We start from the raw sequence: 24,714 nt of genomic DNA, 5'->3' as shown, positions 1-24,714 counted from the left end.
GGCTGCGTAGTCGCTGGCCACAGCGAGGCCGGCCTCCCACGCGGACGCATGCACCGACCACACCATCCCGAGCCGTTCCAGCTCGCTCTGGCTTTCACGCTCTACAACTGCGGGAGCACCTCACCGGCGATGAGTTCCAGGTGGTCGAGGTCATTGAAGTCGATCAGCCGCAGATGGATACGGGTCGTGCCGATCGCGGCGAACTCACCAAGCCGTTCGACGAGTTGGGCCGGGGATCCGACCACCGCATCCTCCGGCGGCAACGCGCTTTTGGCGTGGAGCGGGGCGGCCCTCCGTCGCACTTCCGCGTCCGTACGACCGATGGCCGCCACGACACCGGCCGACAGCACCAGTGGTGGCCGGCCGGCGTCGGCCCGCCCGGTCCGATCGCACGCCTCGGCAACCCGTCGGTACGCGCGGGCGGTCTCGGCCACCGACTTGAAAGGCATGTTGAACTCATCGGCGTACCGGGCCGCCAACTCCGGGGTGCGCTTGGCGCCGCGGCCCCCCACGATGATGGGCGGCCCCGGCACCTGCACGGGCCTCGGGAGGGCGGGCGCGTCGACGAGCTGGTAGTGGTCGCCGCGATAGCTGAAGCTCTCGCCGACCGGTGTCCGCCACAGGCCGGTGATCACCGCCAGTTGCTCCTCCAGCCGATCGAAGCGCTCCGGCGCGGGCGGGAACGGGATGCCGTACGAGGTGTGTTCCCGTTCGTACCATCCCGCACCGAGGCCCAGTTCGACCCGCCCTGCGCTCATGCGGTCCACCTGCGCCACCATCACGGCAAGCGGCCCCGGCAGCCGGAAGGTCGCCGAGGTGACCAGGGTGCCCAGCCGGATCCTGGAGGTCTCCCGGGCGAGCGCGCCGAGCGTGAGCCAGGCGTCGGTGGGGCCGGGCAGGCCGGGATCTGCACCCATCGTCTGATAGTGATCCACCCTGAAGAAGCCTTCGAATCCGCCGGCCTCGACGAGTTGTGCGAAGCGCCGCTGATCCTCGTAGTCGGCGCCGCGGTGCGGCTCGGTGAAGACGCAGATCCGCAGGCTCATCGCTGCTCCGTTTCGTCCGTCCCGGACAGGTCCCGTTCCATCAGCAGTTCATGCAGATCGGCGCTGCACCGGGCCACTTCGCTCAGGTGCGCGGTTCGGCCCAGCGTCCTCGGCCGAGGTATGGCGATGTCGACGATCTTGCGGATCCGGCCTGGGCGCGGGGTGAGCACCACCACCCGGTCGGCGAGCAGCACGGCCTCGTCTATCGAGTGGGTGACGAAGACGACGGTGGAGGAGTTCTCGAGGTGGATGCGTTGCAGCTCCACGGCGAGGTCCGCGCGGGTCAGTGCGTCGAGTGCGGAGAACGGCTCGTCCATGAGCAGCACCCGTGGCTCGCCCATGAGCGACCGGCACAGCGCCACACGCTGCTGCATACCGCCGGACAGTTCGTGCGGCCGGTGTTTCTCAAAGCCGTTCAGTCCGGCCGTCTCCAGCAGCCGGTATGCCCGCTCGCGGTGCTTCGCCTTTTTCCAGCCGAAGATCTCCACGGGCAGCAGGACATTGTCGAGCACGGACCGCCAGGGCAGCAGGGCCGGCCGCTGGAACAGCATGGCGACATCGCGCCGGGCTCCCGTGACCCGCTCGCCGCCGATGGTGATCTCGCCCTCGGTGACCGGCAGGAGACCGGCGATCAGCCGGAGCAGCGTGGACTTGCCGCACCCGGACCGGCCCACCACCGCCACGAACTGGCTCTCGGCGATGTGAAGGCCGATGTCCTGGAGCGCTGCGGTCGAGCCGGACCGGCTGGTGAAGCTCCGGGACACACCGGTGAGTCTGATCATCCGGCGGTCTCCCCATCCACGGGCAATCGTCGTGCCGGCCGGGTCATGTCGCCCGCTCAGGCTACCCGCAGCAGGCCGATCGGCGGTACCTGTCGTCCGGTCGATGCAGGCCCCGATGACATACACCTGGCCCACAACTACCCATCCCCCGTACGCTGTTGCCTGCACCACGTGTCATGCCTTCGGCAGCTCTGTGCCGCCGTTCCGTCTCGTCCGTCTCGACGCCCCTCCGCCGGCGCGTTCGGCGGCCGGAAAGGACAACACTGTGCGCATGCTCCGGTTCGCCCGTACGGTCACCGCGGCAGCCCTGACCACCACGCTGGCGCTGATGGCGGGCTGCGGCGACTCGGATTCCGACGCGGACACCGGTGACAAGGGCAAGGCGCTGAAGAAGGTGACCTACCTGACCTCCTTCGGCAGCTTCGGCCGGGACGCATACGCCTGGGTCGCGAAGGACAAGGGGTTCTTCGAAGAGGCCGGCTTCGACGTGAGGATCAGGCCGGGGCAGGGCACCGGCGGTGTGATCCCGGCCGTCGTCAGCGGCCAGGCGCAGTTCGGCCCGATCGACCTGACGGGAGGTCTGCTGCACATGGGCAACGGCCAGTCGAAGGGCTTCGTCGCGGTGGCCGCCATCCAGCAGCACACCATGGCCGCGATCGCCACCACCGAGGACAACAGCATCGCCACACCGAAGGACCTCGAAGGCAAACGACTCGCCGACACGCCCGGCTCCGTCGTACGCAACCTCTTCCCGACGTACGCCCGGCTGGCCGGCGTGGACGCCGACAAGGTGACCTGGGTCAATGGCGAGGCGCAGACCCTGATGGGTACCCTCGCCGGCGGCTCGGTGGACGGTATCGGCCAGTTCGTGGTGGGCAAGCCGACCATCGAGGCGGTGACGAAGAAGAAGGCCGTGCTGCTGCCGTACAGCGACGTGCTTCCCGACCTGTACGGGAACGTGCTGATCACGTCCAAGAAGATCGCCGAGCAGGATCCGCAGATGGTGCGGCGGTTCACCGCCGCGCTGCTCAGGGGCCTGGAGTACAGCCTCGCCCACTCGAAGGAAGCCTCCGAGATCCTGAGGCGGAACGTGGACACCACGAAACCGGCCGCTGCGGCAGCCGAGTTGGAGTTGATGGCCGCGTACGTCACCCCGAAAGACGGTTCCGGCAGGACGATCGGAGCGCTGGACTCCGGGCGGGTGGCGAGGGGCATCAAGATCCTGGAGGACGCGGGCGCGCTGCCCAAGGGGATGACCCCTGAGCAGATCATCGACTTCGGCTTGGTGCCGAAGGCCTGAGCCCGTGCCAGGAGTCGGTCCCCGTCGCGGGACGGGCGTCGGCGTCGGGCTGCTGCCGGTGGCCGGGCTGCTGGTCGCGCTCGGCGTGTGGTGGCTTCTCACGTCGGCGCTGGAGGTGATCCACTCGGCGGTACTGCCTCCGCCGGGTGCTGTCCTCTCGGCGTTCACCGCGACCCCGGCCCGGTTCCTGGAACACACCGGCGACACCATGGTGGAGACGGTGGTCGGGTTCGTTCTGTCCGGCGCCTGCGGAGTTCTGATCGGACTGTCGCTGGCCGCCTCGCGCGTACTGGAACGCATGTTCACGCCGCTGCTGGTAGCCGTCAACGCGGTTCCGAAGATCGCGCTCGGCCCCCTGTTGGTGGGGGCGCTCGGATGGGGGCAGAAACCCGTCCTGACCATGGTCTTCCTGCTCTGCTTTTTCCCGATCGTGCTGTCCACCGCGACCGGCCTGACCTCGACCCCGGCGGACCTGGCCGAGTTGGCGCGCTCGCTGGATGCCTCTCGCTGGCAGGCATTCCGGAAGGTACGGTTTCCCGCCGCGCTGCCACAGATCTTCGTCGGGCTGAAGGTGGCCATGCCGCTCGCCGCGATCGGTGCGGTCATCGGCGAGTTCCAGGCCGGTGAGGCTGGACTGGGCTATCTGATCGTTCAAGCCGGCGGAGTGGGCGACACCGCCACCGCCTGGGCCGCGATCATCCTGATCGGGTTGATGAGCATCCTTCTCTACTTTGCCTTGGTGTTGTTGGAACGGTTCGCACTGCCCTGGGTCAGGGACACCACCTGGCACGAATGACGTACGGGACTCTGACGCGGTCCAGGGCGTGGAACTTGGCTGCTGCGGGAGAGACCAAGGACTTGGGCTGCGAAGCGGTCGAGGGTGGCGGGCGCCGCCTCAAGGAAGGGAGCCTTTGTGCCGTCCGGTCGGAGCTCTTCCGCGGAGTTCGCCAGCCCTCGGACATCGAGACCCTCGACGAGAGCTGGCTTCTGACGGACTGCGGGTACTGGCATGGCGTTCGGGACCATCCCCGCGGGTGCGGGGAGCACCCCGTGACCACCACCCCGCTCACCGAGCAGCAGGGACCATCCCCGCGGGGGTGCGGGGAGCACCCGACCGAGAACGGGGGACCGCCCCCCGAATGGGGACCATCCCCGCGGGTGCGGGGAGCACCCGATGCCGGTCACGGTCATGGACGTTGGGACGGGACCATCCCCGCGGGTGCGGGGAGCATATCCGTGCACCTGGCAGCTCGGCGGTGTGACACAGGCGGGGGAACTTGAGCTTGCCGCCGGGGCGTCCCCTCGGGGAGTGGTCTTCGAGGACCCGTCGGCCTGGACGGTGCCGCCTGACGTCGTGGACCCGCCCGTCGCCGTATTCTCGATGGGAGCACCGAGGAACATTCGGTGCTGCGTGGAACGCTGCGGACCAACCACGAGGTCGTCCTGGTGGGGGCCAGGGTCACGCACCTGCTGCCGGGGCATTCGCGTATCAGCGGACGCCTTGGTCTACACGGCCTGGAGGTGCCGGAAGGTGACCTGCCGTTCGACGCGGTGGAGTTCCAGGTCACAGGTCTGAGCAGGCTCTCCGGCGTCTCCCCCCTGACCAGAGTTCAGGTCCCGGCCGTGGGCCGCTCCAGCGAAGCCGCATATGTCCTGACGCTGAGCGGCGAGGTCGATCAGACATGGTCGATGCCCTGTGACGACACGATCACACTGGGGTACGACCAGGAGGCCGGGCCGCTCTTCGGCGGCCACCGATTCGGCGTCTCCTTTAACCCAGTCCTGCGCGTCGAAGGCGCTGCCCGGACCGCGGAGGACTGGCTGGACACCTACGTCCGGCCAGCGGCTCAACTGTCTACCTTCGCGTTGGCCGGGAAACAGTCCATCTGGGTGGAGTTGACCAACGTCGACGACCCGCACCGCACAGTCCAGGTCTTCGCATCGGACATCGCCCAGGAGCCCTACGAAGCAGACGCGCAACATGGGGGCCGCCTGGAACCCCTGCTGCGGCTGGGGCCCGGAGGGGCCTCGCTGGCGGATCTCCTGAGCGGATGGCGCCGCATGTCGGCGCAGTACGACATCTTCTTCGACTACCTCACCTCCTCACTGAGCGCGTCAATGACCGTCAGGGCACGGTTCGTCGCCCTCCTGCCGGCTCTGGAGAGCTACCACACGGTCAAGTACGGCACCTGCCCCGTGACCAGGGATGTTTTCAGGGCCGCGCGCAAGGAACTGCTGGATCGCATCAAGGCGTTGAAGGGCGTCGAACCGCAGGATCTGAAGCGATTGCGGGACGACCTCCCCATGGACAGCAGCTACGCCCTCCACGAGCGCCTACGCCAGCTGGCCGATGACTTGCCACCCGAGCTGAAGGCTCGGATCGATGCACGGGTCGACCCGATCCCGGATTCGCTGGGCGGAATTCACCCCGATCCGAAGGACGTGTGGGCGATCGAGGGGAAGGCCCACAACAACCTGGCGCACGGCAGTGCGCGGCCGACCGCCGAGCAGCTGCAGTCGCTGACATTCCTGGCCCACACCCTGGCGATTGGGCTGGCGCTGGCGGAACTCGGCGCACCGGACACCACCTTGGCCACGATGATCGACCAGGGGGAGTGGCGGATCCTGTAGCCGCCCCAACGTGGCCAGCATTTACCCGGCGCCGTTTGGCGACGGTCCTTGGTACACCGCTCGCGCTCGCGCGCATCGGATTGGTCGGGAGCACCGGGGCAAGCGTCTGGTCCCTCTAGACCTGAGGTCCCGCCGCGCTACTCGGTCAGCCAGACCCCGAGCCACGGCCGTCAGAACCTGAGTACCAGCAGCAATGTCAGACCCACCTGTCATCCTTCCCTCCAACTCTGCGTGGAGGGAGGTGAAGGAGATGTCGAAGAAGGAGAAGGCGGCCGTGGCCATGGTGGTTGCCCTGGTTGGGAGTGCGTACCTCGGCAACGTCGCCAAGCAGCAAGGCGCAGCGCTCGGGCTGTCCGCGGTGGCCGTCAGTGTGATCGGTTACGCCGTGGCCTACGCCATGGCGTAGTGCGGTACCGGGGCCCCGCCCTCCCCGATGCCGACAGGGAGGCCGGGGCCCCGTCGCGCCCGCCAGTATGGCGACACCGAACGACAATGCCCGCCTTCACCTTCGGGCGGGTACACGCCCGACCCACAGGCGCCCGTTGAGCCATCCGCACGGGCAAACACCACGATCAGGCGGAGCAGCACCGTTATCGGCCGGACAGCCATGAGGCATGAGTCATCTCGTCCGAAGCACGAAGGCTGAATGTCGCGTCCGCCTCCCGGCCGGCCTCGTCCCCCTCCTCACCGAGCGCGAGGTCGAGACGTATTACGGCGTCTCGACCTGGCAGATCGACCAATGGCGGAAGGCCGGTATGCCCGACGAGCCGTTCGCCGGCCAGGGCCGCCGCTACGACCTCGCGAAGTGCAGGCCTGGCACGAGGCGAAAGCGACGGAGGGCCGGTCGGGTTTGGTCGCCGCACGACCGACGCAGAGCGCCTCGCGATCCTCGGCTCCGAGATCGTCGCTTCCATCCGCGCCCGGGTGAAGGAAACCCCGAAGCCGAGCGACGAACTCGTCGAGCAGCTCCGCCGAATCATGACCCGGCCCAGCGGTGAGATCCCCAGGGGCGACCGATGACGGTAAGCCCCGCCGGTGAATGCTCGTGTCCTCTGCCGTTCTCCATGGCGCAAGCTGAAGCAACCCTCGGCCGAACGGGCATGGAGAAGATCAGAAAGATCGTTGACGAAGCACCCCCGCTCAGCCCAGAGCAGGCTGCGGCCCTCAGGGGCATCTTCGCCGACGGTCGTCGGGCGGCCGCCAAACGCGATCTACGTCTCGGCCCCACGTGCTCCAAGCTGAGGCCGTCCGATCAAGAGGCGGACTGACCCCACCTCCGCAGGCCCTGGTCGTGCCAAGCGCGTGCCATCCGTCGGGTAAAATAGCAGCTCACAGCCAGCACACCGCATCCCCTATGCGGTTACGGGGTAGCGAGTGACCTGTCCAAAATCGCCTGCGTTGCCCTGATCCGCAGTCGTAGCATGCCCGCCATGACCAACGAAGCTGCCCCTCGCGAGCGGGATCCCTTTCTTGAGGCCGTCGGCCGGGTGACCGTTGCCGGCGCCCACCTCGACCGTCACCTGCACAGCCTGCTCGGGAGCCTGGCCTTCGAACCGACGCTGCTCGTGCTCGCCAACGCTGAGGGCACCGCCCGACTGATCGAGCTCTGCGAGCTGGCGCTGAAGTGCTACAACCACGACGATCCCGCGGCCCTGGCCGACGTGAAGGACTGCCTGACCCGGGCGAAGGCGCTGAAGGACAAGCGCAACACGGTAGTCCACTCGCTGTTCATGCAGGCCGAGGACGGTAACGGTCTTGAAGCGATGAGGCCGGTCCGTAAGACGCTCGGCCACTCCGTTACGCCGATCACCATCGGGAAGATGGAGAGCCTGGCGAAGGAGATCGAGGAGTTGCAGAGCGACCTGTTCCGTGCGGGCTGGAACATCAGGGCCCCGCTGACCGGGATGGCGCGCATGCACCGTCCGGGAGAGCCTGCGGAGGCTGCTGCGGAGTAAGAGACGGTGCCTCGCGAACTCCCTGCCGGATCCTGGGGTCATCCTTCCGGTGTCACAAGACGGACACACCGACCCCGCCCGCACTCGGCGCCGAGCATGATGCCGCCTTCGGCTCGCACAACTCTGGGGGAACCATGCGCCGCACCACCACCCTGCTCACGGCCGCCTGCCTGCTCGCCGTGGCAGCCGCCGGATGCTCGAAGTCCGACGGTGACAAAGCCAGCGACTGCGCTGCCGCACTCACCGCGCGGACCGGAGGCGATTCCGCCGACAAGCCGACTGTCAGCGAAGCGAAGAAGCGGGTCGCCGCGCTCGACAAGACACTCGCGGACATGGTCCGTTCCGGGTACGAGAGCGTCGCCAACGATGCATTCGACGCGCTCGACAAGAAGAGCAAGGCGGGCGGGAAGGGCCGGCCTGGGGCATGCAAGCCGCTGGCGGAGGACGACTACACCGCATTGTTGGCGGCCAAGGCCATCGATGGTCTGGGGTGGACCAGCAAGGACGGCCAGTTCGACAAGCTGAAGATGGTGGAGAGTCTGGGCGGCTAGTGGTTGTTGTGTTGTCAAGGCGGTTGCCCCGCTTCCGCAGGCGGTGCCACGGCTCGCGGCTGACGCGTTGACTCAGGGGGAGAGGATTGCTGCTGTCGTCGTCCGTGTCGGGCTCATTGAGGCTCGCTCCTTTCCCAGAGGGGTCCGAGACGGAGATGGTCCGCGTCTGGCTCGACTCGCTGGACGATGAGGAGGTTGTCGGCGTACACGCATCCGCGCGGCCCGTTTCCCCTCCCGCGAGTCGCTGGAGGACTTCGACTGCGACCACCAGCGGTCCGTGAAACGCGAGGTCATCGCCCATCTGGGAACGCTGGACTTCGTCGCCGGAAAAGAGAATGTGATCTTTCTGGGGCCGCCCGGCACCGGCAAGACCCACCTCGCCACCGGGCTCGGCATCCGGGCCTGCCAGACCGGTCACCGGGTCGCCTTCGGCATCGCCGCTCAGTGGGTCACCCGCCTCGCCGAAGCCCATCAAGCAGGGCGTGTGAGCGACGAGTTGACCCGGCTGGGACGGATCCCGCTGATCGTGGTCGACAAAGTGGGTTACATCCCCTTCGAGCCCGAGGCCGCGAACCTGTTCTCGCAGTTCATCTCGGGCCGCTACGAACGCGCCTCGGTGATCGTGATCAGCAACAAGCCCTTCGGGCGCTGGGGCGAGGTCTTCGGCGACGACACCGTCGCCGCCGCGATGATCTCGCTCAAGGGCGACAGCTATCGTATGCGCGGCCGCGACCTCGGACGGGTTCCCGACGCCAACACCGGGGAATGACCAACATCAACTGACGCAGCAGGGGGTCATTTTTCACCCGCCGGAATCGGCTCACATTTCAAGCGTCGCCGACAGACCATCCCCGCGGGTGCGGGGAGCACGGGTGCGGGATGTCCGTGCGCGTCCACTCGAAGAGACCATCTCCGCGGGTGCGGGGAGCACCCACGCTCCACGTCACACGGATCGGCGACGTGGGAACCATCCCCGAGGGTGCAGGGAGCACACACACCAGCTCGGCAAGTCGAGCGGCGGCACGGGACCATCCCCGCGGGTGCGGGGAGCACAACGGCACGCTCACCTTCCGCGACGCCACACTGGGACCATCCCCGCGTGTGGGGAGCACCACCTCGACCACCTCGTCGGGGTGGACGACCCGGGACCATCCGCGCGGGTGCGGGGAGCACTCACCGGTCTCGTGCTGACTCAACGTCTGAGGGGGACCATCCCCGCGGGTGCGGGGAGCACGGCGAGCTGCTGCTGTGCGACGACAACGGCCCGGGACCATCCCCGCGGGTGCGGGGAGCACTCGACCCCACGAACGAGGAGTGGGGCGAGTTCGGGACCATCCCCGCGGGCGCGGGGAGCACCGGGAGTTCGGCGCTTCCGCCGGCGGCGGGGAGGGACCATCCCCGCGGGTGCGGGGAGCACGCACGCGAGATCGGCGCCCAACTCGACGCCGGGGGACCATCCCCGCGGGTGCGGGGGGCACCCCAGAGCCCGTTCCGCGTCCTCCACCTGTCGGGGACCATTCCCGCGGGTGCGGGGAGCACGCCGGATAAGGACCCAACATGTCCGTCGCGCTGGGACCATCCCCGCGGGTGCGGGGAGCACTTGGCGTCCACACTGCGCCGCCGGATCCTGTAGGGACCATCCCCGCGGGTGCGGGGAGCACCAAGGGATACCGGCGATCGCAACCCGCATGGGAGGACCATCCCCGCGGGTGCGGGGAGCACACCGTCCGGGCCGGGACGATCCTTCGCGAGCTGGGACCATCCCCGCGGGTGCGGGGAGCACGCGACGCCTGCTGTGCCGCCGGAGTTCGTGCTGGGACCATCCCCGCGGGTGCGGGGAGCACACCGCCCTTCTAGGGGGACCAGTGAGCATCCAGGGACCATCCCCGCGGGTGCGGGGAGCACCTGGAGGAGGAGAAGGCCGCCGCTTCCGGCACGGGACTATCCCCGCGGGTGCGGGGAGCACTGCGGATTGCCGGGATCCTTCAGCCAGGCGGTGGGACCATCCCCGCGGGTGCGGGGAGCACCTGGAGGAGGAGAAGGCCGCCGCTTCCGGCACGGGACTATCCCCGCGGGTGCGGGGAGCACTGCGGATTGCCGGGATCCTTCAGCCAGGCGGTGGAACCATCCCCGCGGGTGCGGGGAGCACGGCTTGGGCGTGATGCTCCCGATGTAGTGCGGGGGACCATCCCCGCAGGTGCGGGGAACACGGGGAATTCGCGATGTTCGTGAAGTGGGGCGGGGGACCATCCGCGCGGGTGCGGGGAGCACGTGGCCGAGGCGGCGTCGGACGGCCCGGACTTGGGACCACCCCCGCGGCCGCGGGGAGCACATGGGCACCGGCACCTCCGCCCGGGCAGGCAGGGGACCATCCCCGCGGGTGCGGGGAGCACGCCACGCCGTCACGGTCACAGCCGGGACATGCGGGAGCATCTCCGCGGGTGCGGGGAGCACACACCTGGGCATCGACCTCGGCACTCTCCAGGGGGACCATCTCCGCGGGTGCGGGGAGCACGAGACCTGCGGCGGTGATGAGGTCGCCGGCAGGGGACCATCCCCGCGGGTGCGGGGAGCCCGCGCCGAGGACGGCGGCGATGGGTGCGGTGCCGGGACCATCCCCGCAGGTGCGGGGAGCACCGCGGCCAGGTCGTCCCGCCCATGACGCCGTCGGGACCATCCCCGCGGGTGCGGGGAGCACTTGACCGAGCGGGTCACCGTGAAGGTCTGCGGGGGACCATCCCCGCGGGTGCGGGGAGCACTAGTTCAGCGTGATGTACAGCGCGGGGTTCGGGGGACCATCCCCGCGGGTGCGGGGAGCACGAGCTTGTCTGGTTCAGCCGCCAGGGCGGACGGGGACCATCCCCGCGGGTGCGGGGAGCACTTGACCGAGCGGGTCACCGTGAAGGTCTGCGGGGGACCATCCCCGCGGGTGCGGGGAGCACACGGACGCCGCGCAGCCGACCGACCTCGGCGGGGGACCATCCCCGCGGGTGCGGGGAGCACAGGCGCCTGGAGAGCTCCAGCAGGCTGCCGGTGGGACCATCCCCGCGGGTGCGGGGAGCACAAGGGCCCCGATTCCGAGTCACGGAAAGCCCAGGGACCATCCCCGCGGGTGCGGGGAGCACGAACAGACCACGGACGCCCTGAAGCAGGGCGTGGGACCATCCCCGCGGGTGCGGGGAGCACCGAGAAGCGGCACCGAAGCGCGCGCCCCAGCAGGGACCATCCCCGCGGGTGCGGGCAGCACTTCGGGGACGGTCTCCAGGCGGCAGCCCGGCAGGGACCATCCCCGCGGGTACGGGGAGCACATCAAGGACATCACGAGGGCCGGTGCCGAGCCGGGACCGTTCCCGCGGGTGCGGGGAGCACAAGATCGAGTTGTCTGACGAGGTCAGAGAGGCGGGACCATCCCCGCGGGTGCGGGGAGCACATCGGCAACGACTGGCAGACCTCGACCCGGGTGGGACCATCCCCGCGGGTGCGGGAAGCACCGTGAGTGCGCGTAGCCGGATCCGAGCCCGCGGGTGCGGGGAGCAGCTCACCGCCACCTGCAACGCGGGAACCGGGACGGGACCATCCCCGCGGGTGCGGGGAGCCGGAGCACTGTCCGACGCCGCCGCCCGCCGTCTTGAGGGCGGGACCATCCCCGCGGGTGCGGGGAGCACCGAGGGTCGTGCGCGACGAGCCCGGAGGGCCCGGGACCATCCCCGCGGGTGCGGGGAGCAGGACGGCAGTCGAACTGCGTTCCCACACGCTGGGGGACCATCCCCGCGGGTGCGGGGAGCACTTTGGGTGGTGATGACGCCGTCCTGGATCCGCGGGACCATCGCCGCGGGTGCGGGGAGCACACGGGGTGGAGGTCTCTTCCAAACACAGGTGGGTACCATCCCGCCGGCGCGGGGAGCAGGGGGCGCCCCCAACATGTACCCGAGCGCACGTCGGGGCCGTCCCCCGGGAGCGGGGAGCAGCTCACACAGCAAGGTGCAAAAGCGGTAGTCACGGGACCATCCCCGTAGGTGCGGGGAAGCACTAGACGGACGGTTCCCGTCTACGCCGCTGCTGGGGAGCGTCCCCGCGAGTGCGGGACCAGAGTTCGTTGCCCACGTTGGTCAGCTGGAACTGAGGACCATCCCCGCAGGCGCGGGGAGCACCTCGTCGCCCTGGTGGGGGGCGGGCGCCCGTGGGACGATGCCCACGGGCGTGGGGAGCACTCGAACCAGGACCGCGGGTCGTCGATGGCCGGGGGATCATCCCCGCAGGCGCGAGGAGCACGGCGCAGAGGTGTATGCGGACGCAGACGGGCAGGGACATCCCCGCGGGCGCGGGAAGCCCAGTTCCGGAATCGGGAGCCTGTCCGCCGCGAGGGGACCATCCCCGCGGGCGCGGGGAGCACGCCTTCTCGATCTGGTACGTCGGTCAGGGGACCATCCCCGCGGTCGCGGGGGAGTCGATGTCCGCTACCTTCTGCGGGCCGGCGCCGTAGGAGCCATCCCGCTGGCGCGGGGAGCAGCCCACCTGCGGTCAACCAGCGGCTTTACGCGGGACCCATCCCCTCAGATGCAGGGATCAGGCGCTGGAAGAGAAGCCCGCCGCACTGGAGGTGGGACTATCCTCGCGGGCGCGGGGAGCAGTCGGTGACGGTGTCGACTGGGGTTTCGGTGAAGGGGCCATCCCCGCGGTGCGGGGAGCAGTCCGCTCATGAAGCGGTGAAGTCGTTCTCCGCGGGGCCATCCGCGCCGACGTGGGGCGCGGGTCCAGATGTTCGCGTCCTTACAGGCAAGGACGGGATGATTCCCGCGGGTGCGGGTGCGGGTGCGGGTGCGGGTGCGGGTGCGGGTGCGGGAGCTGGTGCCTCAAGGACCACCCTCGCAGGTGCGTGGGGTGGTTCCGCTGACGGGTGTTTACCGTGTGAGGAGTAGTCCGCAGCTGTATGCCCGTGCGTGTCCGATGCCGTGGGTCATGGCGTCGACGAGGGCGACGGGGTCGGTGACGGTGAGTGTGCCCCGGATTTCCGCGCGGACTATGCGCAGGCCTTTGTGGGGGCCGGGGCTTGTGATGGTGGGGAGCATCCGGACGGCGAGGGTCTGTTCTTCGGTGGTAGCGCCGATGCGGGTGAGGCCGTCGGGTGTTTGGCGTGGTTGGCCGGGAGGTTGCAGGCGGCGTACGAACCAGTTTTTGACGTGGTCGGGGCGGGTGTGAGCGGTCCGTTTGCCGCGCGGGCGGTCTGGGGCTGGCGGTCCGGTTGGACGGTTGTGTGTGGGGTTGACGACTGTGCGGAAGGTGAGGGCGTCGCCGGCCCGCAGGGTGCGGTCGACGGTGATGACGTGTGGTTTGTCGGTGAGGACGCCGCGGGGTATGGCTGCCCAGTCTCCGGGGACTTTGGACTGCACGACCAGGACGAGGGTGCCGGCCTTCAGGTCGACGGACCAGGTGGAGAGTACCCCCATCTGGGCGCGGGCGTCGGGGGCGCCGTCTTCGACCCAGCCGCGGAAGCCGCTCATGACGGTGCGGTGCATGTCCTGGGCGTCGACGAGGGACTTGGCCGTGTACGGGTGCCGGGCATCCATGGTCAGGACGCTGTGTGTGGCAACGAAGCGGGCGGCAGCAGGGGGTTTGGTCACGGGATGACGTCCCATTCGGTGGCGTTCTCGGCGATGGTGACGCGCGTTCGGGTCTCCCACCGCGTGGTGTGTGCGCGATGGTCTGCGTCGAAGGTGACGGGCTGGTCCTGGACGGGGGTTGCGGCTGGGGCGCCCGGTGCTGCTTCAACCCATGCCCAGGGGCGGGGGGAGGGTTGTGGCCCGACGCTCTGGGAGGGCAGGAGGGCGGTGGACTGGAAGACGTCTTCGATGGTTCCGCTGCTTAGGGGGCCGGCCAGCGTTCCGGAGGGTGGGCACGATTTGCGGCCCAGCCACAGCAGGCGTTTCGGGTTTTCCAGAGCTGCGGCGATCTTTGTGAGAAAGGCCCGGTCGGGGTGTTGCAGCGCGGCCACGAACGCGGCGTCGGCGAGGTACCAGCGTTCGGTGACGAGGGCGCCTCGGGAGAGCTGCTTGGAGACCAGAGCGCCTGAATCCGGTTCGGTGATGACGTATTTCGGCGCTCCGTACCAGCCGGCGAGCTCGTGGTGGCCGAATGCCGTGCCGTCGGTGTTCGCCAGGTCGGCGGCTAGCGCGGCCGCCAGGCGGTGGTCGGTGATGATGTCACGGGGGCGGACGGGGTATCTGCCGGCTCCGACGACGTGGTAGTCGCGCACCGGGCTGCCGGGGTGGTCGGCGCGCACGCCGAAGCGGGCTGTGATGAGATCGTCGTCGAGGTCTTCCGCCCGGTCGTGCCCGAGGGCTGCGGCGCACAGGCCGATCACCCCGGATTTCGTTGGCCGGTTGTGGGTGTCGCGTCGGGAGAACCGGGAGACCGTTCCCCAGGACTGCAGCGGGGCGGCGAGCCTGATGAGCAAGACGTGCTCGCTCACGTGGTGAGCTCCTCGACGGACTCCACGTCCTTGATCCCCAGTTCCTGCAGGACGGCGTGGATGGCGGGGTCGTAGGTCAGGACGCGGCCTGCGGTGATGTCGTCGCGTCGTCGGCAGACGAAGTCGTGGTGGGCGAGGAGCCGGCGTACGGCGAGTTCTCCTGCGGGGCCTCCGTCGGAGATTTCGTCGATGGGCTTTTGGAAAGCGGCGGCGTAGTTAAAGGGGCGGCCTCCGTTGAAGGCGAGGACCAGGGCGGGCAGCACTCCCGTCGAGGCGGTCGAGTTCTTCTTGGCCTCGGGGAAGGCGTTGACGAAGGAGCTGACGAATTCGGCTTCGGCAGCGGTGGCGGCGGACTCGGCGTCCGGTTCGGACATGCCCGCTGCGCGGAGGTTGTGCCGTAGTTTGCGTCGGTCGAGGACGGCGTGGCGGTAGAAGGTGCCGGAGATGAGGGCCTGGTAGCCCGTCATGCCGGCTCCGGAGTCGTCGGCCGCGTCGAGGAAGTCGAGGGCGTTGCTCTTGCGGGCGAGTTTGGCATCGTCGGCGGCGGCATAGAAGTCGTCCGTGTGCTCGGCCTCGTGGACGGTGAAGGCGTGGCTGCTCTGGATGGCTCCATCGACGTTGGGCGAGTCCGGGATTTCGGCGAGGAAGCGGCCGTAGAGCGCGATGTCGATCGCGTCGCGGGGAGCGAGAGCCGTGAGCACTGCGTTGCGGGTCGCCTTCGGCAGCTTGGGAAGCTTGGCATCGGCGGCCTCGGAGGCACCGTCTGTTGGGTCCGTGCTCGCTTCTTCCTGTCGGGTGCTTTTGCGCCGCCCCTTCTTTGTGGCTGCCGTCGTCTCGGACTGCGCGATGTACTGCTCCGCCCAGGCGCCGATCGTCACCTGTTCGGCGTGGATGTGGTCGGCGATACGGTCGCCTGCGTCCGCGGGGGCGAAGAGCAGCACTTTGGTCAGGTTGGCGACGGTGGGCTTGGCCGGGTCGCCGAACTTGAGTCCGATGGCCTGCAGAACGGCGCGCGACGTCGGCAGCGCCTGCTCCTTGGGCCAGCCGTGCCGAGATTCCAGGGCGCGAGCGGTCATCAGCGCCCATTCACGGGTGCGGACACCCATGGTGTGGCCGGCCAGCGGCCCCTTCTGGGCGTTTGCCCGATCGCGCGAGTACACCCTTTCGGCGCGGCGGCGCGCTTGACTGGTGATCATGTGGCGCTCCACGCCCCCGTACACGATGGACTTCGGGGCGCCGTTCTCGTCCCGGACGGGGAGCACCGCGGCGAGGGTCTCCAACAGGTGGAGTGAGAGGAATTGGTGCCCGGCCGGGCCAACGTGGGTGCTCACAGTGTGTCCTTCGTGTTCGTCGTGGTGGCGGTCCTGTTGTCCCTGGCCGTGCGTCTCGGCGGTGGTGCATGGAAGTCGACGGCCCACTGGTAACGGACGCGGGCCTGACGGTCGGTCCAGCGGGCCAGGTCGTCCGCGAGCCGTGACCAGGAGGGCGGCTGCTGGTCGCACGAGCGCAGCCGGGTGATGGCGTGCTGAAGGTGTCGCAGGGGAGGCCGACGGCTGGCGACGATGCGGTCCATCAGTCGGCTGGCGCCTGCGTCGTCGGGACCACGTCCGACACTGGTGCCGATCCGGCGGGCAGCCGCCCCGAGGCTTCCGTAGCCTCTCGACGGTTCGACGGCCCCCCGGTGGTAGACGGCGAAGAGGAAGGCCACCTGCTCGAACACCTCACGACGTCGCGGGTCGAACCAGCCGGCTTCGATGTGGGCGTTCTGGCTGATGGTGGGCCGTCGCAGCTCGGCAAGCTTTCCGTAGTCGCGGCTGCTGACCAGAGCGACCAGCCACTGCGTGAGCAGTTCGCTGCGCGAGGGCTCACGCATGCCGGTTGTCTCGCCAGCGATCGTGGTGCGGTTTCCACCGCCCGGCGCGTCGGCGATCACCTGCGGTCCCCTTTCAGTTCATCAGGGGCCTTGGGCCCGGTGAGGTCGCCGGCTAGGCGGCGAACCGCTTGCGCGCGTGCCTGATAGCCGCGCGAGTTGGCGGGCAGCGAGTCGAGCCGGTTACGCAGGAAGCGCCCGGCAGCCTCGTCGAGTACGGTCGCGTACTGGACGAGTGCCGCGTCGACCTGATCCTCCGTCTCGGCTGCCGTCGTGTCGTCCAGCAGCACGTGGAAGGGCTCCGCGGCGTGGGCCCAGTGCTCCGGCCGCGCATCGAACCGGGCGATCTGGTCGTCCTTGTCGGCTGGCTTGGCGTTGGGATAGGTCACCGTCCAGGCGACATACGCCGCCCTGGAAAGGCTTGAGGCGACATACTCGGCAATCAGAGAGCCCCGCTCGGCGGCATACCGCAGGTCTCGCTCCCGGCCTGGCACGAAGGGGAATGTGTCCGAGACCCAGGTGAGGACCGTGGTCTGTTTCGCGATCAGCCCGACCGCCCAGAGGTTGAGCCGGCGGCCGCTGAACTGGGCGAGACGGTCGTAGAGGTCGGGTCCGTGGTTCCGCTCCGCTACAGCGGCGTACAGGGCATGCGCTTCACGCCACAGGGCCCGGGATGCGGAGGGCCGCAGGGGCTTCGCCGTACCGTCCGCCGCAGTCGTGTAGACCGCGTCCTGCAGGTGGTGAGCCGCCAGGGGTTCCAGGAGCTCACCGGCTGCCACCAGGACACGGTCGACGGCAGGGTGGCCGTCTTCTGTGCGGGTCGGTCGCATGAGGATCGAGCGCCCGAGAACGGTATGCAGGTCGGCTGGCCCGTCCACCCGGCGTCCCGACGGCTTGGCTTGAAAGCCCCGGCGGGGCTGGGGAGCCACTGTCCAGGTGCGGTTGAAGCGGCCGGGGGCTGTGTTGCTCGGCACAAGGTTGAGCCGCAGCGTGTCACCGAGGGTTTGCCCCAGCGCGAACACGCGAAGGCGCGTGCTGAGCCGTCCGGCGGCCAGGTTGGTGATCGTGGGGCCCAGGGTGTCCTTGCCGGAGATCCGAGCGCGGCCGCCGGGTCCGTAGACGTGCTGGGTGAGCATCGCCCGGAACGCGGCATCGGCGGGCAGAGGAGTTGGGTGTTCGAGGTGGTGGTGATCGAAGAACAGGTTGTAGTCCCCGGCGTGTTCGATCACCAGCTGTGCCGGGCCTGCTCCGTGTTCGTCGAGGTAAGGAGCTAGCAGAGCGTTCTGGCCCAGTGGTTCCGAGGGATGGAAGAGGTTCCAGTGCTCGTCTGGGCGGCTGTCCAGCCAGTCGGCGGCACCGTTCAGCGGGCTGCTGTCGTGCACCTGGTCTAGCCACTCATCGATGTTTGCGGGGCACGCCCCGGAGGCGTAGCAGACGGCGAGGAGGTACTCCAGCAGTGCGACGGTCTCCCCGGCGGTGGTTGCCGAGATGCCGAGTAACTCGTCCGCGCGCCGCAGAGCGTCGACCAGGCTGACCGAGGTACTTTGCCCGGCGGTTATCAGTGCCGGGACGCATGCTTGTCGGCGCGGGTCCCAGTGGGGACGGAGGTCCTCCGCCAAAGACGGAGGTAATCCGGACAATGGCACGTGCATCCTTTCTTCAGTCTCCACAGTTATCTGATGAGATGCGGCAGGACCGTAGCACGGGGGATGAGGGCAATATGGGCGAACCGGAAGATCTCAACAGCAGTGCGCATCAATGGTGTTGGGGAACGATCGACCTCTCCGCCCCGCTGGTATGGAATCCACTGGTCGCTGAGATGATCACCGCTGCCTCCGTCATGCTCGAACTGTGGGAGAAGGTGTTGAGCCCGCGGCAACGGGCGGATCTCGCGAGCGGTTTCGCAGCCATGGACGAGCAAAATGCCCGCCTGGCCGCCGCCTTCCTGGCCGGCGTGAGCCGCATCGGGGAGGCCAGCCCGTCGCACATGGCTTCGTTCGGCACGGGGGCACCTGGAGACGGCGAAGGGCCGTCCGACGGGCAGCAGCCCTCCCGCGCACTCGAACAGGCGCGCACGGCATGGCGGGATCAGGCAATGCGGGCAGCACTTCCGCTGCCCGCCGTGGGAGCCCGGGTCCGTCACGCGGAACCGCAGCACATCACGGCGGCGGTACTGCCGCGGCTCACCGGTTGCGACTGCGCGGGGTACGTCGACGGTGAGCGATGCCGTGACAAGAACCATCGAGGTCTCTACATGGCTGCCTACGCACTCAATCGTCACGGCACCGATGTGCTGCACGCTGACACGGTCGCCAGGGCCTATCGGGCGACCGGCGGCCCCGCCTGGGGTGCTGTCCGGACTGCGTTGGTGGACAGCGTCGCTCACCACGTGGGTATCGATGCCCGGGATCTTCTGCACCTGATTCGGCCATCGGATCCCCTGCGCCTGACAGCCTTCGGCCGCCTGGTCTCCCAGAGCAGCGACCTTGCCCGCGGGGACGCGCCTCGCGGCTTCGCCTCGCCCCACGACACCCCGGAGGCGATCTCGAACCGCGCGCGGGCGCACGCCCAAGAAGCCGTGTACCGGATACGCCTGGCCGGGTGACAGCCGCGATCCCCGCACTGCGGGGGGTGATGCCTCTTCAGTCGCCACAAGGGCCATCTCCGCGGTGCGGAGCAGGTCACTCCGTTCGTGGCGGTGTGCCGATCGTAGCGGAATGACCACCAGCGTCTGCCCTGCCTTGCGGATTACTCCTCGGACTGCGGCAGCCGCAGGGTCACGGCGGCGATTCCGGCTGGACCGCCGAAAGCGATCAAGGGGTGTTGGGCCGTCGGCCGGTCGTAAAGCGGCGGGACACAGAGGGATGTCAAAGACGTGCCGGTGACCAGTCGCAGTACCTCTTCCCCCGTGCGGGCGTGGCACAGCCGTACGGTCGTGTCCTTGCGTCCGCTGCTGACGATCAGAGGGCGGGAACCTGACGGCCGCACGATGCCGAGAGCGGATACAGGTCCGTTGTGGCGGGACAGCAGCGTGTACGGCTGCTGCTCCGGAGCAGCAGGCGCCCACAGGTGTACGCGGCCATCAACTCCTCCTGCTGCCAGGAACCACTCGCCCTCGTCATCCCCTGGACAGACGGCCAAGGACTCCACGGGGCCGACATCTCCCGGCCACTGGGCATGCGGTGGTTGAAACGGGCGAGAAAGCGAAACGCCTTGATCCGAGCCCATGGCGAGAACACCGCCTGATGGCAGAGGCAGGTACGCCAGCGCGCAGACGGGGCCGCTGTCGTGACGGTTGTGGAGCCAGCCCAGCACCTCGCCGTTCGTCGGATCGCAGTATGCGACTGATCCGCGGCTGGTTCCTACGGCCAGGACAGTTCGCGTGCCGTCGGAGAAAGCGGCGAATGCGGTCGCGTGCTCCTCATGCGACGTCCAGGCGTTCATCAGCTGCCAGCTGCCGTTCCAGCAGCCGACCGTCTTGTCGGGCAGCCCGACGAAGACCAAGGCGGAACCGTCTGCCGACGTGTGCGTGGCGAGGGCCGTCACCGGGCCGTCAACGCCTGTCTGTGGAAGGGGGATCGGTTCTGTGGCCTCGCCAGTCGTGGCCGACCTCACGACAAGGTTCCGGTCGGGGCCGACCGAGACGAGCTCAGCGGAACCGCGGCTTCCTGGAAGCACCGCAAGCAGTGTTCCATCGGCAGACTGAGCAGACGAGACCGTGCGGCCAGTTGACGCTTCGGGATTCCAGACACGGACGGTCCGATCGAGCGAAGCGGAGACCAAAACGGAGACTCCGTCAGGGGCAGACACAATGGTGAGCGCCGTTACGGCACTTGTGTGCGCGGTGGGAAACCGGCAGACCTCCTCACCGGTATCGGGATCCCACAGCTGTACGGCGCCGTCGCCGGTGCCAAGCGCGAGCAGGTCGTCCCCGCTCGGCTGGGGGTAGGGCGTCAGCACGGCCGCAGACCGCCTGATCGCGCTGTGCCGGCGTTCGGTGCCGGTCAGGGCGTCCCAGAATCTGACCGTTTTCGAGGACGCCGTTGCCGTGACCAGCAGGGGGCTTCCACCTCGCCTCTTCAGCAGGGCAAGCGCGGAGATCTGATCCTCCGGAAATGGCACTGCGCACACTGGATCGAGGGAGACACCGTCCAAAATCTCGACGATTCCCGCCCCGCCAACGGCCAGAAGGGTGCGGTCTCCAGACAGGGCCACGGCGACCAGCGCGTTCACCTGACCTGCCGGGGCGCCTGCGTCCGCATCGCTGGACACAACAGTCCCAGCACGCGGATCGCACAGGACAAGGCCGTCGGACGTGCCGATGGCCAGCCGAACCACCCCCTCCCGGTTGCGTATGGCCACCATGTCGTGAACGGAGGCGGTTATGGGGGGTGGGGTGTGCTGGCCGCTCAGTGGATCACACGTCCACACCCCGCTGTCGCAGCCGACGGCCAGGAGGGGGTCTTGGCCTGGACGGGTGATCACGCTCAATGTCCGCGCGAACGGCCCATATCCCGGGATCGGTGGACCTACCGGAGCCACAGTGGACGGATCCCACACTCGCACAGTGCCGTCCGCACCCCCCGTGGCTGTCAGCGGTGTTCCGTCCCGCAGGGTGAAGGACACGAGGGAGTGGACGTCCGTGTCCTCCCTCGCCAGGACGTTGCCAGCCACCGTGAAGTCCTTCCATCTCGGCACGAGATGTCCGCCTACTAAGCTGGGCATCCCGTCTGGGCTCGACGCAGTCTCAGCCTCCGGCCCCCACTGGGCGAAGTGCAGGCTTTCTGCACGTGCTGGGGGCGATGCGTCTGCAAGGAAGGGCTCGATCCCGGACCATGCGAATAGGCGCCGTGTGCCCTCGGCGTGTTCGGAAAGGAGTCCGAGTGTGCCCCGCACATTTCCACTCGTCTCGTAGGGCAGGAATTTCTCAGTGATGATCTGGTCGTTCAGCACACCTCCAGCTGCCGCATGCTGGACTAGGTGACGACGCAGATACGGGTGCGGCGGCACAGTCTTCATCTCCTGCAGAGCGCTGAAGGCGCCCGCCAGTTGCCGATGAGCCTCCCTGACGCGTGCAGCCGACGCCTCAGGCGCATTGGGTGGGGCTTCACCACCGAGAAGAACGCGGGGGTCCTCCCTCAGCACTTCACTGATGCGGTCGTGAATCGGCCGGTAGACGTACCGGTCGTCCTCCACTCCGGTCGTCAGGTACCCCTTGAGCCGGCTCTCCCGAACGCCTCGGATCACCGTATCGGGAGCGCTGATGGCGCCTTCTGCCAGTGCCGCCACCGCGCACGGCCACACTTCGGCCCACGGGAGGCCGGCGCCCTGGGCGAGCGCTGTGGCCCGCAAAACCTGCACGACATGCTCGGCCGGCAGACCTGTATGGCGCCCTAGCGCGGCGATGTCCTGCCGCAGAAGCTCTCGCGTCCCCTGCCGCAGGTTGCGCCGCCACTCCACATCGTTCGGATCGGGCAGTCGGCCCCGGGCGCGAATCGCCTCGACGGCGAGACGGGTATCCAGGAACGAGGGGGCCACCATCTGAGCCACTACCGCAGCAACCTCATGCAGGAGGCCGGGATCCGGGTCGGAACCGTCAAACAGGACTCTGAAAAGGGTGCCCGCGTAGGCCTCGATGTCCTCCGTGGTGCCGGTATCGGTGCGCAAGGGTTCGCTGGCGTCCGTTGAACGGATCAGCAGGTGCAGCAGATCCGACGCCTGGTCCGGTGACGGACGGAGCCGATCAAGCGTACCGACCTGCGCACTGCGGATGCCCAGAAGCATCCGGACAGCGGGCTGCCCATCGTCCGTCCACTGGTCGGCCAGCCGACGGATGAGGTTGGTGACGATCGATCGGGGATTCCTCGCCTCGTCGATGCCGTCGATGACGATCGTCAGAGGCCGGCCCTCTTCGCGAACAGTCGCCACCACGTGGTCCAGCAACTGATCGAGTGGGGTGCCTCCCCTGCCCTCGGCAGGCGGTTGGTCCGCGAGCGCTGTGTACAGTGCAGCAGCCAGATCATCGACGTCCATGTTCCGGCCGAGCACTGCAGCGTCGACGGCTCCGAGCGGCACCAGGTGATCGGGTGGCACCGCCTCGATGACAGACCGGTACTTCTCGTCAGACCGGAACGTCGGAGTGCTGAGCGTGACGACCCAGGCGAGTAATGCGGACTTGCCCGATCCTGCTTCTCCCGTGACGACGAGACTGCCGCTTCCTTCCTTGAGGAACTCGGTCAGGCGTCGTACATGGCTGGTCCGGCCTGTGAAATACCAGCCAAGATCGTCATGAGAAGGACGCCCGGAAGCTCGGGAAAGCCAGTATGAGTCGAGGTCGGGCCGGAGCTCGTAGCCCGGATTGGGAAGGCACGGACTGGGCTGGGTGTGATCCTTGCGGCCAGGCAGCGTATGTTTCGGCCAAAGGAACTGGACTTCGGGCGCGACCCCCGATTCGTACAGTGCCGTCATCGCTGTGAATAGCTCTTCAAAGCTCAGGTGAGAACGTGCAAACCCCGATTCTTGAGTTGCGAAGTGAGCGACAACCGATCCGAGGAAGCGTGTGAACTGCTCGGGATGAGGGGTCCCGGTTTCGTTGGCAGACGAGATAACAACAAGAGAGTTCAGCTGTTGTCGCGTGTCGCTGAGTGCTTGGCAGTGCCTCATGAGTTCTTCGCGGAGGACGCCGGAGTAGCAGGAATCAACCATGACCAGAATATGGTCAGCATCGGAATCAAGCACCCTGGTGATCAGGTCGGCGGTCGGAAACGCCGTTGCTGGAAGACGGTGCGTGCGGGACTTCGGCAGAAGTAGAAAATGATCACCTGACGGCCTGCTCACTCCATGGCCTGTGATGTAGATGACGAGGGCCTCGTTGTGGGCAGCGTTCTCCGGCCGCTGCTCATCCAGAAACGCACGCAGTTCGTAGACGTCCTGGAGTTGCTGGGGCGCAACAACGTTGAACCTGTGCTCTGTGCTGAGGTCTTTATGGGTCCACCAGTCCCGTACGGCGGCAACTTGGGCGTCGATAGCAGTTTTGAAGGCGGCGTCTCTGGAGGCGTCGCCTGTGTCGTAATCCGAGACGGCAATCTCGATCAATATTCGCTTTTTTGTCTCTGGAACCGTGCTGCGGCTCACCGGCAGCCGTCCGCAATTGTCCGCGCAACCGGGCTGGTCCTGAGGTAGCGCAGCGCGCTGTGCGGGTCGCCGTTGCCGTTGTTGACTTGCGCGTCGATGATTCCTGGCGAAAGAGGGCTCAGCCCCATGCCTCCGGTGATGAAGTCCCCGGGGTCGAAGACATTGACCCAGGCGATGCCGCCGGGCAGTTTCAAAGGCGCTCCGTCGGCGACGTCCATCCCCCGCCGCACTGAGGGAATGCTCAATGGGGATCCGCACGTCACGAGTGTTCGAACGGCAGCCGTTCGATCCGGTGCGATCTCGCTCCGGCGCAGCAGGTCGTAGGCGATCACGCTTCCCAGTGAATGCCCGATGACGGCGGAGGTGCGAGCATCGAAGGCCTCGGCAACGAAGGCACGGACCCGAGCTGCGAGCTCGGGCTCGTAGAGGTACAAGCGCACCTCACGCATCGCGCTCACAAGCAGCTTGCCCCCACCTCGGGGAAACCGCAGGTCGTACGCCATCACTAGGCGCGTCAGGTAAGGAGGCCAGAGCTGTGGCAGACCAAGCGTCTGCAACTCCAACTGCTGGATACGGTCCAGGTCTTCCTGGCGGACAACTTCTTCGAGCGCGCTGGCTACAAAGTCGACTTCTCCCTGGCTCAGCGGTACCGAGGCATCGAAGCGGTCCTTCTCCGGACCTAGGTCGTGCACTCCGCGCTGCAACAGCCCGGTCCAGTGCGGCAGCTCCAGCGCGTCGCTAGACAGGACCGGCATACCTAGCTCGCCAAGGCCATCATCGAGCGCAGCGGACCAGTCCTCCGTCAGTTGTCTTTTCGACGTCCCGGACTGCCGAATCCCATGCACCCCAACAATGCGCGTCATGTTCGTGTGTCCCCCGCCACCATGCCGTTCAGTACCGGCAACGAGGTTAGTGCGTCGTCGAGTTCTGCGGGCTGTATCGGTCCGGTTGGGAACCGACCGTCTCCTCCTCAGCC

17 protein-coding genes and 2 CRISPR repeat arrays are annotated in these 24,714 nt (G+C 68.1%); of the genes, 8 read left to right on the top strand and 9 right to left on the bottom strand.

Annotated elements, in window-relative coordinates; genetic code table 11:
• Positions 1-101 precede the first annotated feature (101 nt).
• Positions 102-1,046 (bottom strand): LLM class F420-dependent oxidoreductase, encoded by a 945-nt coding sequence (locus AOJ26_RS19165; protein WP_199828857.1) that lies wholly within the window; start codon positions 1,044-1,046, stop codon positions 102-104.
• Positions 1,043-1,828 carry an ABC transporter ATP-binding protein gene (locus AOJ26_RS19160; protein WP_053849532.1) on the bottom strand — a complete coding sequence of 262 codons (786 nt, stop codon included), beginning with the start codon at positions 1,826-1,828 and terminating at the stop codon, positions 1,043-1,045. Before AOJ26_RS19160 ends, AOJ26_RS19165 begins: the two co-directional genes overlap by 4 nt.
• A 271-nt stretch (positions 1,829-2,099) precedes the next feature.
• Between AOJ26_RS19160 and AOJ26_RS19155 the strand changes: the two genes are divergently transcribed.
• The 7 genes from AOJ26_RS19155 to AOJ26_RS19130 all read left to right on the top strand — a co-directional run bounded on the left by AOJ26_RS19155 (position 2,100) and on the right by AOJ26_RS19130 (position 9,034).
• Entirely contained in the window at positions 2,100-3,128 is a 1,029-nt protein-coding gene (locus tag AOJ26_RS19155) for an ABC transporter substrate-binding protein (RefSeq protein ID WP_053849548.1), read from the top strand.
• A 58-nt stretch (positions 3,129-3,186) separates the two neighbouring features.
• Complete coding sequence (locus AOJ26_RS19150) at positions 3,187-3,924, top strand: ABC transporter permease (protein WP_234358606.1); 738 nt, start codon at positions 3,187-3,189, stop codon at positions 3,922-3,924.
• Positions 3,925-4,532: 608 nt separating this feature from the next.
• On the top strand, positions 4,533-5,759 hold the full coding sequence (locus tag AOJ26_RS19145; protein ID WP_053849530.1) for a hypothetical protein: 1,227 nt from the start codon (positions 4,533-4,535) through the stop codon (positions 5,757-5,759).
• 250 nt (positions 5,760-6,009) lie between these two features.
• A complete protein-coding gene (locus AOJ26_RS43505) occupies positions 6,010-6,165 on the top strand; it encodes a hypothetical protein (protein WP_159044321.1) in 156 nt (51 codons plus the stop codon).
• Positions 6,166-7,189: 1,024 nt separating this feature from the next.
• The gene (locus AOJ26_RS19140; protein ID WP_143663535.1) at positions 7,190-7,714 is read left to right on the top strand and encodes a hypothetical protein; all 525 of its coding nucleotides are present in this window, start codon (positions 7,190-7,192) and stop codon (positions 7,712-7,714) included.
• Between the two features lie 134 nt (positions 7,715-7,848).
• Positions 7,849-8,265 (top strand): hypothetical protein, encoded by a 417-nt coding sequence (locus tag AOJ26_RS19135; RefSeq protein ID WP_053849528.1) that lies wholly within the window; start codon positions 7,849-7,851, stop codon positions 8,263-8,265.
• 211 nt (positions 8,266-8,476) lie between these two features.
• Positions 8,477-9,034, top strand: coding sequence for an ATP-binding protein (locus AOJ26_RS19130; RefSeq protein ID WP_306300069.1), 558 nt, complete (start codon positions 8,477-8,479; stop codon positions 9,032-9,034).
• Between the two features lie 374 nt (positions 9,035-9,408).
• Positions 9,409-11,756: a CRISPR direct-repeat array (repeat unit 29 nt; unit sequence GGGACCATCCCCGCGGGTGCGGGGAGCAC).
• A 77-nt stretch (positions 11,757-11,833) separates the two neighbouring features.
• Positions 11,834-12,113: direct repeats of the CRISPR family, unit length 29 nt; unit sequence GGGACCATCCCCGCGGGTGCGGGGAGCAC.
• Positions 12,114-13,166: 1,053 nt separating this feature from the next.
• Here AOJ26_RS19130 and AOJ26_RS19125 read toward each other — a convergent pair.
• The 5 genes from AOJ26_RS19125 to AOJ26_RS19105 are packed head-to-tail and all read right to left on the bottom strand — an operon-like array spanning position 13,167 to position 18,223.
• Entirely contained in the window at positions 13,167-13,832 is a 666-nt protein-coding gene (locus AOJ26_RS19125; protein WP_306300068.1) for a type I-E CRISPR-associated protein Cas6/Cse3/CasE, read from the bottom strand.
• A 50-nt stretch (positions 13,833-13,882) separates the two neighbouring features.
• Positions 13,883-14,734: a type I-E CRISPR-associated protein Cas5/CasD gene (gene cas5e, locus AOJ26_RS19120; RefSeq protein ID WP_053849526.1), complete on the bottom strand. Its 852-nt coding sequence runs from the start codon at positions 14,732-14,734 to the stop codon at positions 13,883-13,885.
• Positions 14,731-16,065, bottom strand: coding sequence for a type I-E CRISPR-associated protein Cas7/Cse4/CasC (locus AOJ26_RS19115; RefSeq protein ID WP_053849525.1), 1,335 nt, complete (start codon positions 16,063-16,065; stop codon positions 14,731-14,733). The genes cas5e and AOJ26_RS19115 overlap by 4 nt, the downstream gene beginning before the upstream one ends.
• The gene (casB, locus tag AOJ26_RS19110; protein WP_053849547.1) at positions 16,062-16,607 is read right to left on the bottom strand and encodes a type I-E CRISPR-associated protein Cse2/CasB; all 546 of its coding nucleotides are present in this window, start codon (positions 16,605-16,607) and stop codon (positions 16,062-16,064) included. Before casB ends, AOJ26_RS19115 begins: the two co-directional genes overlap by 4 nt.
• A 56-nt stretch (positions 16,608-16,663) precedes the next feature.
• The gene (locus AOJ26_RS19105; protein WP_234358605.1) at positions 16,664-18,223 is read right to left on the bottom strand and encodes a type I-E CRISPR-associated protein Cse1/CasA; all 1,560 of its coding nucleotides are present in this window, start codon (positions 18,221-18,223) and stop codon (positions 16,664-16,666) included.
• A 101-nt stretch (positions 18,224-18,324) separates the two neighbouring features.
• Here AOJ26_RS19105 and AOJ26_RS19100 point away from each other — a divergent pair, with 101 nt between their 5' ends.
• The gene (locus tag AOJ26_RS19100) at positions 18,325-19,209 is read left to right on the top strand and encodes an HD domain-containing protein (protein WP_053849524.1); all 885 of its coding nucleotides are present in this window, start codon (positions 18,325-18,327) and stop codon (positions 19,207-19,209) included.
• Between the two features lie 143 nt (positions 19,210-19,352).
• Here the strand turns inward: AOJ26_RS19100 and AOJ26_RS19095 are convergent, their stop codons facing one another.
• Together AOJ26_RS19095 and AOJ26_RS19090 are read right to left on the bottom strand one after the other, a co-directional pair.
• Positions 19,353-23,738, bottom strand: a complete 4,386-nt coding sequence (locus tag AOJ26_RS19095; protein WP_159044319.1) for an AAA family ATPase — start codon at positions 23,736-23,738, stop codon at positions 19,353-19,355.
• On the bottom strand, positions 23,735-24,601 hold the full coding sequence (locus tag AOJ26_RS19090) for a hypothetical protein (RefSeq protein ID WP_234358604.1): 867 nt from the start codon (positions 24,599-24,601) through the stop codon (positions 23,735-23,737). Before AOJ26_RS19090 ends, AOJ26_RS19095 begins: the two co-directional genes overlap by 4 nt.
• Positions 24,602-24,714: the final 113 nt, after the last annotated feature.

It is taken from the genome of Streptomyces sp. NRRL B-24085, assembly GCF_001282115.1.
GTDB lineage: Bacteria > Actinomycetota > Actinomycetes > Streptomycetales > Streptomycetaceae > Streptomyces.
This window is presented reverse-complemented; position numbering and strand designations above follow the sequence as displayed.